14 protein-coding genes and 1 pseudogene are annotated in these 16,648 nt (G+C 53.6%); 9 read left to right on the forward strand and 6 right to left on the reverse strand.

Annotated elements, in window-relative coordinates:
• The first annotated feature begins 34 nt into the window (after positions 1-34).
• Both PEL01S_RS30290 and PEL01S_RS30295 read left to right on the forward strand, forming a co-directional pair.
• Complete coding sequence (locus tag PEL01S_RS30290) at positions 35-745, forward strand: GNAT family N-acetyltransferase (RefSeq protein WP_204343680.1); 711 nt, start codon at positions 35-37, stop codon at positions 743-745.
• A 74-nt stretch (positions 746-819) separates the two neighbouring features.
• Entirely contained in the window at positions 820-1,713 is an 894-nt protein-coding gene (locus PEL01S_RS30295; protein WP_127462885.1) for an ATP-grasp domain-containing protein, read from the forward strand.
• Between the two features lie 4 nt (positions 1,714-1,717).
• Here the strand turns inward: PEL01S_RS30295 and PEL01S_RS30300 are convergent, their stop codons facing one another.
• Positions 1,718-3,001, reverse strand: a complete 1,284-nt coding sequence (locus PEL01S_RS30300) for an NCS2 family permease (protein WP_063182636.1) — start codon at positions 2,999-3,001, stop codon at positions 1,718-1,720.
• Between the two features lie 78 nt (positions 3,002-3,079).
• Between PEL01S_RS30300 and PEL01S_RS30305 the strand changes: the two genes are divergently transcribed.
• The 5 genes from PEL01S_RS30305 to PEL01S_RS30325 all read left to right on the forward strand — a co-directional run bounded on the left by PEL01S_RS30305 (position 3,080) and on the right by PEL01S_RS30325 (position 6,724).
• Positions 3,080-3,361, forward strand: a complete 282-nt coding sequence (locus PEL01S_RS30305; RefSeq protein ID WP_127462886.1) for a GYF domain-containing protein — start codon at positions 3,080-3,082, stop codon at positions 3,359-3,361.
• A 362-nt stretch (positions 3,362-3,723) separates the two neighbouring features.
• Positions 3,724-4,275, forward strand: a complete 552-nt coding sequence (locus tag PEL01S_RS30310) for a hypothetical protein (protein WP_127462887.1) — start codon at positions 3,724-3,726, stop codon at positions 4,273-4,275.
• An 80-nt stretch (positions 4,276-4,355) separates the two neighbouring features.
• Positions 4,356-5,327 carry a nucleotidyltransferase domain-containing protein gene (locus PEL01S_RS30315; protein ID WP_127462888.1) on the forward strand — a complete coding sequence of 324 codons (972 nt, stop codon included), beginning with the start codon at positions 4,356-4,358 and terminating at the stop codon, positions 5,325-5,327.
• Between the two features lie 7 nt (positions 5,328-5,334).
• The gene (locus tag PEL01S_RS30320) at positions 5,335-5,808 is read left to right on the forward strand and encodes a VanZ family protein (RefSeq protein WP_127462889.1); all 474 of its coding nucleotides are present in this window, start codon (positions 5,335-5,337) and stop codon (positions 5,806-5,808) included.
• A gap of 73 nt (positions 5,809-5,881) precedes the next feature.
• Positions 5,882-6,724 (forward strand): Rpn family recombination-promoting nuclease/putative transposase, encoded by an 843-nt coding sequence (locus PEL01S_RS30325; protein WP_127462890.1) that lies wholly within the window; start codon positions 5,882-5,884, stop codon positions 6,722-6,724.
• A gap of 140 nt (positions 6,725-6,864) precedes the next feature.
• On the opposite strand, the gene PEL01S_RS30330 is transcribed toward PEL01S_RS30325, so the two are convergent.
• The 5 genes from PEL01S_RS30330 to PEL01S_RS30350 form a co-directional block, all read right to left on the reverse strand.
• Entirely contained in the window at positions 6,865-8,430 is a 1,566-nt protein-coding gene (locus PEL01S_RS30330) for a response regulator (protein WP_127462891.1), read from the reverse strand.
• Positions 8,408-10,312, reverse strand: a complete 1,905-nt coding sequence (locus PEL01S_RS30335) for a cache domain-containing sensor histidine kinase (RefSeq protein WP_127462892.1) — start codon at positions 10,310-10,312, stop codon at positions 8,408-8,410. Before PEL01S_RS30335 ends, PEL01S_RS30330 begins: the two co-directional genes overlap by 23 nt.
• Before the next feature lie 106 nt (positions 10,313-10,418).
• On the reverse strand, positions 10,419-12,101 hold the full coding sequence (locus PEL01S_RS30340; RefSeq protein ID WP_127462896.1) for a type 2 periplasmic-binding domain-containing protein: 1,683 nt from the start codon (positions 12,099-12,101) through the stop codon (positions 10,419-10,421).
• A 45-nt stretch (positions 12,102-12,146) separates the two neighbouring features.
• On the reverse strand, positions 12,147-13,034 hold the full coding sequence (locus tag PEL01S_RS30345) for a carbohydrate ABC transporter permease (RefSeq protein ID WP_108532792.1): 888 nt from the start codon (positions 13,032-13,034) through the stop codon (positions 12,147-12,149).
• Between the two features lie 19 nt (positions 13,035-13,053).
• Entirely contained in the window at positions 13,054-13,998 is a 945-nt protein-coding gene (locus PEL01S_RS30350; protein ID WP_255320175.1) for an ABC transporter permease, read from the reverse strand.
• Between the two features lie 265 nt (positions 13,999-14,263).
• Here PEL01S_RS30350 and PEL01S_RS30355 point away from each other — a divergent pair, with 265 nt between their 5' ends.
• Positions 14,264-16,312 carry an alkaline phosphatase gene (locus PEL01S_RS30355; RefSeq protein WP_127462894.1) on the forward strand — a complete coding sequence of 683 codons (2,049 nt, stop codon included), beginning with the start codon at positions 14,264-14,266 and terminating at the stop codon, positions 16,310-16,312.
• A 58-nt stretch (positions 16,313-16,370) separates the two neighbouring features.
• Positions 16,371-16,648: pseudogene (locus PEL01S_RS30360) on the forward strand (hypothetical protein); the annotation flags it as partial.

The raw sequence follows: 16,648 nt of genomic DNA on the forward strand, positions 1-16,648 counted from the left end.
AGATAATATCGCTAGAGAACACATCTGCTGCGCCATGTCAGACAAGAAAACCCAACACGGCGTCAGTCTGAAGAAAGATTGGCTGGCGTGCCGTTTTCAAGAAGGGCTTGTCTTTAAAAAGCTGGACGCCAAAGGAAAAGTGTTCATCGAATACTTGCCTGCCGAGAACGCTTGGGTGCCCATCGATGCGCCGAATTACACGTTCATCAACTGCTTTTGGGTGTCCGGAAGCTACAAGGGACACGGCTATGGGGCGCAGCTTTTGCAGGAATGCATCCGGGACTCGGAGGGCAAAGCGGGCATTGTTGCGGTATCGAGCCACAAGAAGCGGCCTTACCTCTCGGAGAAGTCTTACTACGTGAAACACGGGTTCGAGGTGTGCGATACTGCTCCTCCCTATTTCGAGCTGCTCGTCAAGCGGTTCGATCCCGATGCCCCGCTTCCCCGGTTCAAGGAAAGCGCCAAGCAGCAGACGATTGCTGACGATGACGGTCTGGTTGTGCTGTATACGAACCAGTGCCCTTTTACCGATCATTATACCGGCGGAGAGCTTGATGCCATTGAACGGGCGTACGGAATTCCGGTGAAGCGGGTGAAGCTCACGACCAAGGAGCAGGCGCAAAACGCCCCGTCCGCCTTCACGACGTACAGCGCGTTTTATAACGGACAGTTTGTCACGCACGAGATTTTGACGAAAGCCAAATTCGATAAGCTGTGGAACACGCTCGGGAAATCTCAGGGCTAGAAGCGGGTGCGGTTTCGTCCCGGGTAGACGCCTTCGGGAGGTCCCCCGATCCAGAGCCGAAGGAGAGACTTACGGTGAACATTATATTTTGCAGCGATCCTCTGGACCCGAAAACGGCGGATGCCGACTACGAGCTTGAATACCGCACAGCCGCAGAACTGGGACTCCCCATCGAGCTGATCTCGCTCGAAGACTTGCTGGACGGACAGGCGGCCCGCGCCGTCCGACGGGTCCGGAAAGCGGCCACGGCAGAGCCTGCGATTTACCGCGGATGGATGATGAAGCCTGAGCATTACGAGCAGCTTTATATGGCGTTGCAGCAAAAAAACATCCATCTGATCAATACGCCGGAACAATATGTGCTCTGTCACCATTTTCCGCATAGCTACAGCTTCATTCAAGAGCATACCCCCGAGAGCCGCTGGCTAGATATCGCTGCGGTCCACTCGGACATCAACCGCGTCTATGACATGCTGGCTTCGTTCGGCAGCCAGCCGCTTCTTCTGAAGGATTACGTCAAATCGCGGAAGCACGAATGGGAGGAAGCCTGCTATATTCCCGATGCGTCCGATCGGAAGCAGGTGGAAAAGGTGCTGCGAACCTTCATTGAACGGCAGGGCGACGGGTTGAACGGCGGAGTCGTGTTCCGCGAGTACGTTGAGCTCGAAAAGCTGGGAGCGCACGGAAAAAGCGGTATGCCCCTGTCGAAGGAATACCGTCTTTTCTTCTACCGGCACCGGTTGATCGCGGCGCAAAATTATTGGGAGGAAGCTACCTACGACGGAGAACGGCCGGATCTAAGTGTGTTTGTTGCGATCGCGCAGCGGATTCGCAGCAGCTTCTTCACCATGGACATTGCAAAAACGACCGCGGGCGAATGGTTGATCATCGAGGTCGGCGATGGTCAAGTATCCGGTCTTCAGGATAGGACGGATGTCGAGGCTTTTTACCGGTCGTTTCTGGACTGAGAGGTCATATAAACGGCAGGGCGAAGTTCAAGACGAATAAAGCCGCGATGACCGCGAACACTAGGGAAATTTCCCGCCGTTTGCCCGCCGCGAGCTTCAGGATCGGAAAGGCGACGAAGCCGAACCCCATGCCGTCTACGATGCTGGAAGTGAACGGAATTCCGGCCACGATCAGAAAGGCGGGCAGCCATTCCGACAAATCGTCGAAAGGAATATCTTTCACGCCTTGAAGCATCAATCCGCCGATCAGAATCAGCACCGGCGCGATGGCCGAATCAGGAATCAGCCGCATGACCGGGCCGAGCGGCACCGCGCAGGCGAAGAGCGCTCCGGCCGTTACAGCCGTTAAGCCGGTCCGGCCGCCGGCAGAGATGCCTGCGGCGCTCTCTACCGCCGTTACCGTCGGGCTCGTGCCCAGGACGCCGGAGGCGGCTACGGATACGGCTCCCGCCTGAAGGCTGCGGGCCGCCTTCTCCGGCTGCCCGATAAGCCGAAGCTGGGCGTCGATGAGCCCGATGTTCTCGAACAGCACGACAAGCACGAATGAAAACACCGCGGTCCAGAATACGACGTACGGCAGCCCGGAGAACGACATGGCTCCGAACACGGAGCCGTAAGCCGCCAGCGATAACCCCGTTCCCGCACCGTCCCAATCGAGCTGCCCGGTTATGGCCGCCAAGCCGGTACCGGCCGCGATCCCGATCAGCAGGTTTCCCGGGACGCCGCGGACGTACAAGGCCAAGGTCAAGGCCAGCGTGGCCAGTGTCAGCAGCGTGTGCGCACTGCCGAAATCGCCGAGCGCAACGATTGACGAACTGCCGGGGACGACGATGCCTCCTTTTTGCAGTCCGATGAAAGCCAAAAATAAACCGACACCCGCGCCGATCGCATGCTTGAGCGAGTCAGGGATCGTGGCAGCAAGCTGCTTGGTCAGAGGCGTAAAGGCAAGCGCCGAGACGATCAAGCCGGATACGAAGACAGCCGCAAGTGCCTCCGGCCACGGCAGGCGCATTCCTTGGACGACGGTATACGAGAACAGCGCATTAACGCCCATTCCCGGCACGATGACCAGCGGACTGTTCGCCCAGAGACCGACGAGAAGCGACCCGAAACATGCCGCGAGCGCCGTCGCGATCACCCCCGCCCCGTACGGAATGCCCGCATCCGCCAGGATCGATGCGTTGACAGCGACAATATAAACCACCGTAAAAAACGAAACGACGCCCGCGGTCATTTCCGTACGGACGGTCGTACCGTGTTGTTGCAGAAGAAACCGTTTGGTTAGCATGCGGCATCCCTCCCGCGCGACATCCGCGCCCTCTATCATTTAGCTCCACACCTAAAATGCCAAAGGATGATTATGGCAATGAAACGGACTTGGTACTATCAAGCAACCGTTGCAGAAGGCCCTTTCTCGCAAACGGAAATGGAACACTTGATTGCAAACGGCATCATTGACGGTTACACAAACGTAAGGGCAACGACCGGAGGACCGTGGATGCCTGCCAAAGATACGAATGCTTTTCTACGGCTTTTCATACGGCCTTTCATGCGGCTTTTGATGCCTTGCCCCGCCAAAGACGACGGAAGCATAAGTTCAGCATCCGCATCTTTCTTTATGCAATCTGCTTTATTGTTAACCTATTAGTAGTTATCTTATTACTAAATTCCTTGGGACAGTTGGCGAACTTGTCGATGATGGGTCTCTCCCACATGCTTGGCGGAATGCCGGTGCCGGAATATCCCGGGATGGTCGCAGCCTATCGGGGATGGAAGTCAGCCGCAACTTACGGATTGGCTTTGAGCATTTTTCTTAATTTCGTCGCGATCATTCAGAGCAAGCATTGGCTAGTACCATCGATCCTCATTCCTTGGACCCTGCTTCTCTTTTTGTGGCGGCTGGTTTTGTAGGATCTCTTTTGGGGAGGTTGCGGAGATGATGGTGGCAAATTACGAATTATTGGAGCACGAGTTCGGACGATTGGCCGAAGCTGCCATAACGGAGGAAGCATGAGTATTTACGGAGCTGTTCATAAAGTATTGAAGCATTTTGAAACCCATCTATTCGTTTGCGAAACGCCCAAAGACAAAGTATCAATTCTGGAGAGCATACGGACCATTTGGCATGATATTGAAAAATATTCCAAGAACATTTATCCTGCAAAAACGGCCGAACTAACCCATATCGTTCATTGCATCCCTGCAGACGATCTGGCGATTACGAAAAAGATGTATAAAAGCGCTATCGGCCAATTTGTACGTTTAAAGGATACTTGGCAACACGAAAAAGAGATTAAATGGTTTTATTCGTGGTTATTCCTGCTCTTGGAGGAATTGCTGCTGTTCAATAAAGATTGGGATGAGTGCTGCGAGTTATGCCAAGGGGCCATGTTTTATTATATTGAAGAGTGCAGGCAAATTGTCCTGAAAAAATGCCGCAGCTGCGGAAATGTTTACGATGCCGAAACAAACGAAAGGCTGCCGCTTCGTCATGCTTATGAGCTGCGAATCGCCCTTAGAAGCGATCTTTCGGGCATGCTCGGACGCGATGAATGGATTTAAGCAAGAACTGGAACTTCTTATTAAAACGAACCGTCTGTATTTAAAAAGCTACTACTTTTATTTTTCGGGAGGTCACGTCATTGAACTTTACTTCGTTTTATGTTGATCTGGCTCGGCAATATGCCCAGCAGCAGCCGATCGCGCAGCAGATTGGCGCTTTGGCTGGCGGCTCCGTGGGGCGGGGCGAAGCGGACCGGTTCAGTGACTTGGATTTAAATGTCTATTCGTCAAACCAAGAACAGCCGCATTACAGCGCCAATGTGCTGTTTCAGGAGCACGTCATTCAGCTTCATGTCCACCCGCTGCCGCAAATAGAGCAGGTTATCGGTTCTCCGTGGGATTTCCGCTTTCTGAGGGAAGCCCGCATCGTCTCGGACCCTTCGGGACTGCTGCAAGCTTTGATCGCCGATGCTTCGGAGTATTTTCAATCGCCACAAGGCCGGGAAAAGATGCTGTCCCAGGCCAAGGCCGCAATAGCAGAACAGCGGGCGTGGCTTCAAGAATGTCTGGACGCTGAAGAACCGTTGACGGCCAGCTTCGCTGCCGATGCCGTTTGGGCGGATGCGGCACAAGCCTACGCATATTTTGTCCATGGCGCGATGTCGACCGGAGGATTACTGCCGATCATAAGACAACTGGATCTGTACCCGGCCTATCGGGAGATTCGGTTCGGTGCAGGCAGTGTCGAGCCCGACAAACTGCTCGCGTCGCTTCAGGCGTACCGCGCTTACTTGCGGGAGCGGAGCGGCGATGCGGATGCCTTTGCGCTGCAATCCGTTCAAGACGAGCTCGCGGCCCGCAAGGCGGCGCGTTATCGTGAAACGGGTGACCCGGATAATCTCGCGTGGCAGCTTTATGCCGAGGCATTCTGGTGTTATCTTGCCCTTGCGGACGGTCAAACGTTCGAACAGCATGTCCGGGAGCTGCCGGAAGCGATGCAGACGCACCTTGTCACGCTCGGCTTCCGAACGTATTCGGAGGAGCAAATGCATACCCTGCTGAAACAAGCGGAGCAGTTGATCGTTTTTTGCGAAGAAGGCCGGGTGCGCTAAAGATCTCATGAGGAGAAAAAAGAAAGAAGCTCGCAATCTATGGACCGCCGCCGCATTCATCTTGTATACGGCCTGCATGCTGTATATGATGTTTGTCGGGTTCGGGCGGTCCGTTCATGCGGACGAGCTCCGTTACAACCTGCATCCTTTTCGCACAATCGGCAATTATTTTATTTATTTTGACTCCTACGCGTTTTCCATTGTGGTCATCAATCTCGGCGGCAACATCGGGATGTTCGTTCCCTTCGGAATTTTGCTGCCGCTCTTGTTCCGGAGATGCCGGACGTTTCTCGGCTTTTCGCTCGGCTTCATCGTTCCGCTGATCGTTGTCGAGCTTCTGCAGACGGTGCTGCGCGTCGGTTCCGGCGATATCGACGACGTCATTCTTAACTACGCAGGCGCCTCTCTCGGGTATGTGCTGTACAGGGTTGTGTTCGGCAGGAAGGGCCATAAAGGTTCGTCCGGTATTTCCATGGTGTGAGAATATATTGTCATATGTCTGAACATTTTCCGTCGTGGTATAATAATATGGCAGACGAAATGGAGTTGAGAGGATGACCAACAGACTTGACCCTAAAGTCGATTTCGTTTTCAAACGCATTTTCGGTGTTGAAGAAAATAAAGACGTACTGTTGGATTTTTTGAATGTGACCTTGAGAGAAAGCGAGCCTTCTCCGATCACGGATATTCAGATCCTCAATCCGTATATTGATAAAAACGCGCTGCACGACAAGCAATCAATTCTCGATCTGCATGCCCGTACGGCAGACGGAAAGCAAGTGAACATCGAAATTCAACTGTTCAACCGGTACGATATAGAGAAACGGACGTTGTATTACTGGAGCAAAATGTATTCCAGCCAGCTTGAAGAAGGACAAAAATATAAAGATTTGAAAAAGACGATTACCATTAATATCTTAAATTTCAATTTTATCGCGAATGATCGTTACTATAATCTTTTTCATTTAAGGGAACACCATAGCGGATTGAGGCTTACCGATGATATCGAGATTCATTTCATGGAGCTGCCTAAGCTGCAATCGCAGAGGGCTAGCTTATCCGATAAGCTGGTGAAATGGTTATTGTTCCTGAAAGGCGTGGATAAACAAGAACTATGGGAGGTCATCGCCATGAACGAACCGACATTGCAAAAAGCGATGGATACGCTGGATTTTCTTAGCCAGAACGAAGAAGCCCGGCGATTGTATGAAATGCGGCAAAAAGCGCTGCACGACGAAGCGTCCATGATCGATGGAGCCAGAGAAGAAGGAAAACGGGAAAAAGAAATTGAAGTCGCCAAAAATTTGCTGGAGATGGGCATGGACGTGGCTAAGATCGTTAAAGCGACGGGATTGCCCGAAAGCGAAGTCAAAAAACTAAAAGAGCAGCTTCATTAATTGCCATGTATAGAATTTCATCCGCAATTCAGGAAACACGTTCAATTGAGAGCGTGTCTTCCTGAATCACAGTCGTTTTCGCTTCCGGCGCCAGTCCCTGCCCCCGACGAAAAACCGCACACTTCGTCCAGCGTAAACCGCTACCGCTTCAGCGCTTCATGCAGCTCCCGGTAATCCTGCGGGCTGACCCCCTCCATTTCCTTGAATACGCGGCTAAAATGCTTCGTATTCTCGAACCCGGTCAGCCCGCTGATCTCGTACACTTTGAGCCCGGTCGTGACAAGCAGCTCCTTGGCTTTATCAATACGCAGCTTTTTCAAATAGCTTACGAAGCTTTCGCCTGTATATTCTTTAAAGGCTTGGCTGAAATAGGAATAGTTCAACGACACGTGATTGGAAACGACGGCCATGTTCAAATCTTTATGGAAATTATCCTGCATATACTGCACGGCCTGCTTCATTTCCTTGTGATCGATATGGAATGTCTTCATGCTGCGCACATAATCATCCAGCCGATGCAGCAGCCCCTCCACGCTGTGGTAGTAATCATGAAAATAATAAAAATTCCAAAGATCTCCGACCTTCTTGAATAACCGGAGAATCTCGACCGACTCGCCCCCGTAAATATGAAACACTTTGTCAAAAATCAGCTCGTTGAACGCGCGGCTGACGCCTTCCAAATACGCAATATCGTATCGCGCCACCGTCCGGATATCGAGCACTTCCATGAGCAGCGACGTCATTTCCTTCTCCCGGCCGGCTCCCAGCATATTGCCCAGCTTTCTGATCTTGTCCGCAGGGATCGTAAAGTCCCTGCTTTTCCCGGCGATGCGCTCGTAGGAGACGACCCCCGGCGCGGATTGAAGAAACGTATATTTCAGCGCCTGCTCCGCCTCTTGATGGGCCGCACGTACGCGCGCCACGCCTTGGGTATAGCCGCTCAGCCCCATGCTGTAGGCGAAATAACCCGTTTCCGCAATGCGTCCGGCTAAAAACTGAAAAAGCTCGCGGCGCTGGGCGATCAGCACAAGCTGATTCTCCTTATCCCACACATGCGCGCGACGCTGTCCGGCCGACTCCGGAGCGTTTTCCAGCTCGGCTTGAATACGCCCCAGAAATTCGGGCGGCCTCATGCCTTGGACAGAACCGCGATATTGCAGCACCGCCAGCTGAAAGCCCTCCTCCAGCCACTCCAGACCGCATCCCTTCAACCGATCCGGCAGCCCCGGTTCCTCCGGATGCGGATGGCGCAGCAAATAGCTTAGCTGACTTTCCCGATAGGCTTCCTGCTGCCGCATCGAGCTTGTCAATTGTTCGTCGATGCGCTCCCTCTGCTTCAATTCCTTCTCCAGCTTCAGCATCGTCCGCGCCAACTCGTCACGGACGATCGGCTTGAGCAAATATTCCGACACATCGCAGCGGATCGCTTCTTTCGCGTATGGAAAGTCATCGTGGCCGCTCAAAATAACGACGGCCGGCTTCCGCTCCAGCTCCTGAATCCGCTGAATCAGCGCAATTCCGTCCATCACCGGCATTCGGATGTCGGTAATCACGACGTCCACGGGCGCCCGATTCAAAAGCTCCAGCGCCTCCGCCCCGTCTTCGGCAAAATCGAACGTATAAGCATCCGGGAACAGACGGTCGATCATCGCTCGCAGACCGAGCCTAATATTTTTCTCGTCATCAACGATAAGCACTTTTCTCATCTGCAGACAACCCTCCCGATAAAATCAAATAGGGCAGCTTTATCGTTACCCGGGTGTAAGCTCCCTCCTCGCTGTCCACGGCCAGTCCATACTCGCCGCCGTAATGCATGGCGATTCTTTGCATCACATTGCGCAGGCCGATCCCTCTGCCTTCTTGCTCTCCAGAAAGCCTGTGCCCATATCGGGCCTGAAATCGAACGTCGTCCATAGCGAGCTTCTCGCGCAGCTCGGTAAGCTTCTCCTCCGACATGCCGGCCCCCTTGTCCGTCACCTCAATGTACGTCGATTCGTCCCCTCGCCAAGCGCGAATCCGAATCGCCATCCCCTCCCGTCGCGTGCGTTCCGTCCGCATGCCGTGCTTCACCGCATTTTCCACCAGAGGCTGCAGCGACATCTTCAGCATCTCCTGCTCCCGGTATCCTTCGGGAACATCCAGCTGCAGGTCAAGCTTATCGTCGTAGCGCATATTCATAATGGCGATGTAATTGCGGATGTGCTGTAGTTCGTCCCGAAGCTGCACGTACTCACTCGACCACTTCAGGCTGTAGCGCATCAGCGCCCCGAGAGAGGTCAGCGCGTCCGAGATGGTGTACTGCGCCTCCACTTCGGCCAGCATCTTCAGATTTTCCAGCGTATTGTAGAGGAAATGGGCATCGATCTGATTTTTAAGGGCATGCAGCTCCGCCTCCTTTTTCGCCGCTTGTTTATTCACCGCTTCCACGATTAACTCGTTCATTTTCTTCATCATCTGCCGAAAATGATGCGCAAGCTCGCCTACCTCGCCGCCCGCATCGATATCGATCTGCACATTCAGATCTCCCCGGCGCACCTTTTTCATCGAATCGCGCAAAATGTGCAGCTTTTTCAAGATCAGCGACTGCAAAAAATAAGTGATCACAGACAACAGCGCGATGAGGACGACCGCTGCGGCGATGAAAAGATTGCGCGTATGCCGAATTTGCGTCACCTGGTTTTCCAGAGATACGATATTGAGCAGATGGGCGTCCATCTGGTCGATCGGCGTCGTCAGGCACAAATACGGCGTGTCCCCGACCGTGAACGTGAAGCTGGCCCCTTCCTCATGAGGACGCTCCGCCCAATCGCGCCGAAGCCGCTCCATGTCGATGTCCTTGAAAAATGTGCTGCCCGTATCGGTAAACATTCGGCCCGAACGGTCGATGACCAGCATGCGGGATTGGTCGTCTTGAAGAGGGCTGAACACTTTTTGAAAAAACTTATCGATTTTCATGTCTACCTCAAGAAGGCCGACATGCCTGTCGCTCGGGTATTCAATTTCTTTCAACAGCGAGACATAGGTCGACGCAGCCCGGTTGTCCGCCGTGGCCCGGTTCATGATGTCTTTTTCGTCCTCTAAAATCTCCCAGCGCAATTCGCCCCGCTGCTCCAGCACACTCTTGTACCACGGCCTGTTGGAGATTCGGCTTTCATGGAAAATCATCGGCCAGATTTCCATCGTATTCGGATTGTCCGTAAACAGGCGGACATTCGTAATGTTCGGGTTATTGAACATGAGCCTTTGCAAATTGGAGAACGACTTCGTATTGAAATCGACGAGCTCGGGAACCTCCAGATCGTCCGGACTTTGCATATAATTCATGAGCTCTTTGTTCGCCGTGTAGAACTGTGCCGTGCGCATCATAATTTCCATATTATTCAAAATATACGTTTTCTCGCTGGACAGCGCATATTGATTTTTCTTGAGCGTATCTTGAATCGTATTATGATAAAAGCCGTTGAATATATACCATGAAAACAAAATGATAGGGATCAAAATAATGAAAATATACGCCCCGATCAGTTTGAACTGTATCGAAATGCGGTCCGTCCATCGAGCGAGCCTCATGCTCCGCATGTTTTTCATTTCCGTCCCCAGCCTTTATCCAACGTTTGTTCCCTTATTGTAATACGGAAAGTAGAAAAAAGCCCGGAGCCCCCGGAAGCCGGGCTCGCGGGCCGAACCGCTTGAATTACTTGGCAAATTGCGCAATCTTTTGAGTATTGGCCTCGAATTCTTTTTGCTGATACGCTCTTACCTTCTCCCATCCGCCGGCCTGCCGATCCTTCTGGAATTTGTCGAAGAGCTGATCGAATTCCGCATCGGACTTGGCAAGCAGCAGCTTCGGCAGCGCCTTGCCCCAGAGCTGGGCAATCTTCGTGTTGGCGATCCCTTCGACGGAGTTGCCTGTCGGCACGATGTTATCGTATTGCGAGAAGCTCTTTGTCTTGCCCCGGGTCCACGCTTCCGGTTGCTTGATCGGATCGACGCTGGGCGGCGCCCATTTGAGGCTCATGTTCGTATCCATCAGCATCCAGAAGGTATGAGAGGAACCGTACTTCTTATCGAAAGCGGAGCGGTCCTTGTTCAGCAGGTCGAGCGCTTCAGGCTTGAATTGGTCTTTTCCGTCAATGGTATCGTAGCTGACGCCCTTTTCGCCCAAGAACAGATCCTTATTCCCTTCTTCGCTGATCAGGTAACTGAGGAACTTGATCGCTCTCGCCTTGTCTTTCACATCCTTGGAGATCAGCGTCACCGTCCAGCCCGCAATTCCCGGACCTGCCAACGTCGGCGGGTCCTGCTTCGCGTTAGCAGGTCCATCGATGGCAATGTACGCCGTGTTCGGATCTTTTTGATACAGCGAAATATTTTGGTTGGCCATATCGGAGCGTTGGAACAGCATGGCGAAGTAACGGCCCTGGGCGATTTTCTCCTCCATCTGCGGACGCTTGTCGATGAAGATGTCTTTGGCGAGCAAGCCGAGCTCGTTCGCTTGACGGAACGTCTTCAGCCACTTCACGAATTCGGGGTCGGTGTACCGGTCGTAGAGCTTGCCGTCTTTTTCGTAAGGAATGGCCAGAAAGTTAGCCAGCATGGAGGAATTCTGGTTTGCATCGAACAGCGAGTAGTTGCCGGTATCTCCAAACTCGCTCAGCCCCAGCGGAATGAGCGGCTGGCCGTTCACGCTCGGGAACTTCTCTTTGGCCGCCTGCAGCGCCTTCAGAAAGCCTTCCGGCGTTCTCATATCCGGCTTGCCGAGAGCTTCGTACATATCCTTGCGGACCATAAAGGTCTGGTTGGAAACGAAATTCTCCCCGTATTTCTTGTAATCCTGCGGGGAAGAGGACGCGTTCGGATACCCGTAAAAATGGCCGTCCTTCTGCGTATACCAAGTCGTCTTGGCCGGGTCCGTCACCTTGAAGAAATACGGATCGTATTGCTTCGCCAATTCGTCCAGAGGCAGAACCATATTGCCTTCGATCATTTTCTTGACCGCGTCTTCATACCACCCCAGCGTAATGAAATCGGGCAGCTTGCCGGAAGCGATCATCGTATTCAGCTTTTCGTTTTCGTTGCCGGCCGGAACGATAAAATTGATGTTCACGCCCGTCTTCTTCGTGACGTATTGGGAGGTCGGATCGACGCCCCACTTGTTCGGAAACCAGGAGAAGTTCAAATACCAGTCGAACGTAATCGGCTTCGTGTCGGACTTCCAGCCCGGCTCATCGGGATTTCCGACCGGAGCCGCCGGGTCTGTGGAAGCGGTTTTTGCCTCTTTGGCCGGTTCGTTGCCGCGATCTGCGGAACAGGCGCTCACGGATACGGCCGTGACCAAGGCAAGCAGCATAGCGAACGTTTTGCGCGTTTTACTCATTCCCATCTGTATTTTCCCCTTTTCTGTATTCGTAATTATATGGAATCAGCCCTTGATGGAGCCGATCATGAAGCCTTTCACAAAATATTTCTGCAAAAACGGATACACGATCACAATCGGTAAGGACGTAATGACCATCGTCGCCAGCTTGATCGACTGGGAGGACACGGACTTCGCGATCGTGCCGGAGGTGGCGGCCATCATCTGATTAGAGCTGGATTGAGCCACGACTCTGTACAGATACGTCTGGATTGGCTGAAGCTCGCTTTTGTTGATGTAGATCATTCCCGTAAAGTAATCGTTCCACTGGTACACCCCGTGGAAAAGCGCAATCGTCGCAACGACAGGCATCGAGACCGGGAGAATGATCGAGCGGAAAATCTTGAAATCGTTCGCGCCGTCCAGCTTCGCCGCCTCCTCCAGCCCGTCGGGAATCTCCCGGAAGAACGCCTGGAAAACGATCAGATCGAAGAAGCTGAACATCACCGGAATAATGTAAACCCAGAAGCTGTCGAGCAGCCCCAGATCCCGAATGAGCAAGTACGAGGGAATGAGCCCTCCGCTGAAAAACAACGTGACTGTGCCCAGCATCATATAGGCCCGGCGCCCGATCAGTTCTCTACGTGAGAACGCATACGCCACCATGGCGGTGAACAGCACGTGCACGACCGTCCCGACGACCGTCTTGGCGATCGTCACGCCCATCGCCAGCATGATGCCGTCGTTGGCGAATACGGCAAAATAGCTGTCGAAGCTGAACATGCGGGGCCACCAATAAATGCCGCCCCGCATCGCGTCGTTGCCATCGTTAAGGGAATTCACGAGCACATACCAGATCGGGTACAGCGTAACGAAGCAGATCACGAGCATGAAGATATCGTTCAGCCGGTCGAATATAACCTCCCGCAGCGTTCTGCGGCTCATGGAAATCATCCTGCGATCCTCTCCTTTCCTAGAATAAGGACGTGTTGTTCAATCGCTTCGTGATGTAGTTTGCCGAAAGCAGAAGAGCGAGCGAAATGAACGATTTGAGCAAGCCGACGGCGGTTGCATAGGAGAAGCGGCTTTGCTTCAGCCCGACCTGATACACGTACACGTCGACGACGTTGCTGGCACTCTCGTTCAATTGATTTTTGAGCACGAGAATCTGGTCGAAGTTCGAATTCAAAATGCCGCTGACGGCAAGAACGAACAGGATGGTTATCGTGCCTTTGATCGCCGGAAGCGTCACATAAATCATTTTCTGAAACCGGCCTGCGCCGTCGATCGTCGCCGCTTCGTACATTTCCGGAGAAACGCCGGAGATGGCGGCTAAATAAATGATAGCGGACCAGCCCAGCTCCTTCCATATGTCCGAGGTGACGATAATGGTCCAGAAATATCCGGGCTCGGCCAAATAGCTGATCGGCTCCTCGATCAGGTTCATCGCTAGGAGCAGCCGGTTGACGATCCCGACGTCGGCCAGCCAGGTCGCCAAGATGCCTCCCAGAATGACCCAAGACAAAAAGTGGGGTAAATAAGAAATCGTTTGTACCGCCTTCTTGTAGCGCACGGAACGCAGCTCGTTCAGGAAGAGCGCGAAGACGATCGGCAGGGGGAATCCGAAGAGCAGCTTGAGCACGCTCATTCCGATCGTATTTTTGACCACATCGGCCAAGCTGTCGTCTTCCAGAAAAGCTTTGAAATGCTCCAGTCCCACCCAGGGCGCTGCGGAAATCGGCGCCGTGATATTGAAATCCTTGAAGGCAATGACAATGCCGTACATGGGGACATAGTTGAAAACGACGATCCATAGGACGCCAAGCAGCGCCATGACTTGCAGATGACGCTGTCCGTAGAGCCTGCGAAGCAGCTTGGACGCCGAACGGCTCAGGGCTTCCGGCTCCTGTCGCCGAATCGGCGTATGTGTGTTAGAGCTCAAATCTACTGCACCTCCGGCTCGCACTTTCGTATGTAAGCATTTTCATCACTTTCATTGTAGTGGCCCGCCGCTTCCGGCGTAAGGAGGAAAATTTCAGCTGAGGTTGCTTTTTTTCGGGTTTTGTTCGTTTTGGGACAAGCAAGTCAAATTCTTCATAATTTCTTAACGTAATCATTCATCCCCCTTTACACAACTTGCCTATAATCGAGTTGTCCAATTCTAGTGGAGGTGCTTATTTATAATGAAAAAGGCTTTTAAAGTCTTAACCACCATCGCGGTCACCGGCAGCCTGCTTGCAAGCGGCACGGGATTCGTTACCGAGCCTGTACCGGCGGCTTATGCGGCGGAAACCGCGCAAGCTCCATCCGTGTATATCGCACCTATCGACCGAGCGAAATTTTTAGCCGGAAGCCTCTTCGACTTCCGTGTGGAATTAAATCACCTGACGGCGATGCCGTCGTCCGTCAGCATTACGGTGAACGGCAAAGATGCCGAGCAATTTTTCGGCAAGCCTCTTGTCAAAACCAACACAGACAAAAGCCAGGAGTTCACGATCCGGGACGTCAAAATCAATGAACCCGGCACCTATGAAGTCGCCGTCAAAGCCGACAACGGCTTGGCGAAAACCGTGAAATACGAAGTCGTGCTCGCCGACCAAGGCGGCAAAAAGGCGAAAAACGTCATCCTGTTCGTCGGGGACGGCATGGCTTTCCCGGATATTACGATGTCCCGCATCATGTCCAGAGGCATCACCGAGGGCAAGTACAACAGTCTGCTCGAAATGGATAAATTCGATCAGCGCGCGGTCGTGACGACCTCCGGCATGGATGCGCTCGTGACGGACTCCGCCAACAGCGCCAGCGCGTACAATACCGGACACAAGTCCGCGGTCAACGGCCTGGGCATCTACCCGGACAATACGGAAAGCTCGCTTGACGATCCGAAGGTCGAGACGCTGGCGGAAATGCTTAAGCGCACCCGCGGCATGTCGGTCGGCGTCGTCACGACGTCGGAAATCGAGGATGCCACCCCGGCGGCCGTCGTCTCCCATACGCGCAGACGCTCGGACAAGCCGGAAATCGCCGAAATGCTGTACAAGCTGCAGCCGGAAGTGATTCTGGGCGGCGGATCGGCGTACTTCCTTCCGAAAACGACGCCGGGCTCCAAACGGAAAGACGAGAAAAACCTGTTCGATATGTTCCAGCAAAAAGGCTACACGATCGCAGAAAACGCCACCCAACTGAAAGCGGCGAATGCGCCGGACAAGCTGCTCGGCCTGTTCCATACGTCGGACATGAGCGTATACTACGACCGCTCGACGAACAACAAAGCGGAGCTGAAATCGTTCACGGATCAGCCGAACCTGTGGGACATGACGCAAAAAGCGCTCGATACGCTCAGCAAAAATGACAAAGGCTTCTTCCTGATGGTCGAAGGCGCAAGCATCGACAAGCAGCTTCACCCGCTGGATTGGGAGCGCGCCGCTTACGATACGATCGAGATGGACAAAGCAATCGGCGTCGCGAAGCGGTTCGCCGAGCAGAACGGCGAGACGATGATCATCGTTACGGCGGACCATTCGCACTCCGTCAGCGTAGCAGGAACGTATTGGGAAGGCGACGGCAAATCCGGCCGCGAAGCGCTGCGCACGTACGAGGATTCCAAGTTCCCGACGTATGTCGACAGCAACGGTGACGGGTTCCCGGACACGCCGGACGTTGACCGCAAGCTGGCTGTCGTGTTCGGCTCTCACCCCGACTACTATGAAGATTACAAATTCGATGCGGTGCCGACTTCCCCGACGGTGAAAAACAAAGACGGCCAATATATAGCCAATCCGGCCAAGCTGGCGAATCCGGACGATCCGAACCGCGACCGTTTCCTGAGATCGGGCACCATTAGTCAGGCGGACAGCCAAGGCGTCCATACGGCCGATGACGTGCCGCTGATGGCCTACGGCCCGGGATCGCAATATTTCAAAGGCACGATGGATAACACCGATGTGTTCTTTGGCATGGCTAACGCGCTTGGCCTAAATGCATCCGATGCGAAATCGGACGGCAAAAACTGGGTTCCGCTGGCCAGCTTCGTCAATATGATGGGCGGTACGGTGAAGTTCAACGCGTCGACAAGAGAAATTACGATTCAAATGAACGACAGCACGGTTGTTTTGAATCTGAACAGCGGCAAAGCAACGAAAAACGGCAAGGATGTTACATTGGAGCATAAATTCGAGAACGGCACGACGTTCGTGTCCGGCAGCTCCATCCTGGAAGTGCTCGCGAAGTAAGCAGGCTCGCAAGATCAAACGATAAATGGAAATTACGGAGTGAATGGAGGCGTTACCCATGCGGCTTAAACCAAGAGGCATGACCGCCTTAACCGTCGGCCTGATCGCCGTTACGCTCCTCGTTTCCGGCTGCAATCAACCGGTTCCCCTGTCTTCCGGGGGGCCGGTTGATTCTTCCGTTTCGGCGGCAGCGTCCGCCCCGGCGGCGGAGACTTCGGCTGTCGGAGCGCAGCCGAAGCAGGCAGACGCTGCGGCGGGGAGCCAGGCCGCGACAAGCGCGGGAGAGGCCGGCAAAGCCGCTCTGCCAGCGGCGGCGGCGGATGCAGGGCAAGCGGG

The organism is Paenibacillus elgii NBRC 100335, from assembly GCF_004000865.1.
In the GTDB taxonomy this organism is placed as follows: Bacteria; Bacillota; Bacilli; order Paenibacillales; family NBRC-103111; genus Paenibacillus_G; species Paenibacillus_G elgii.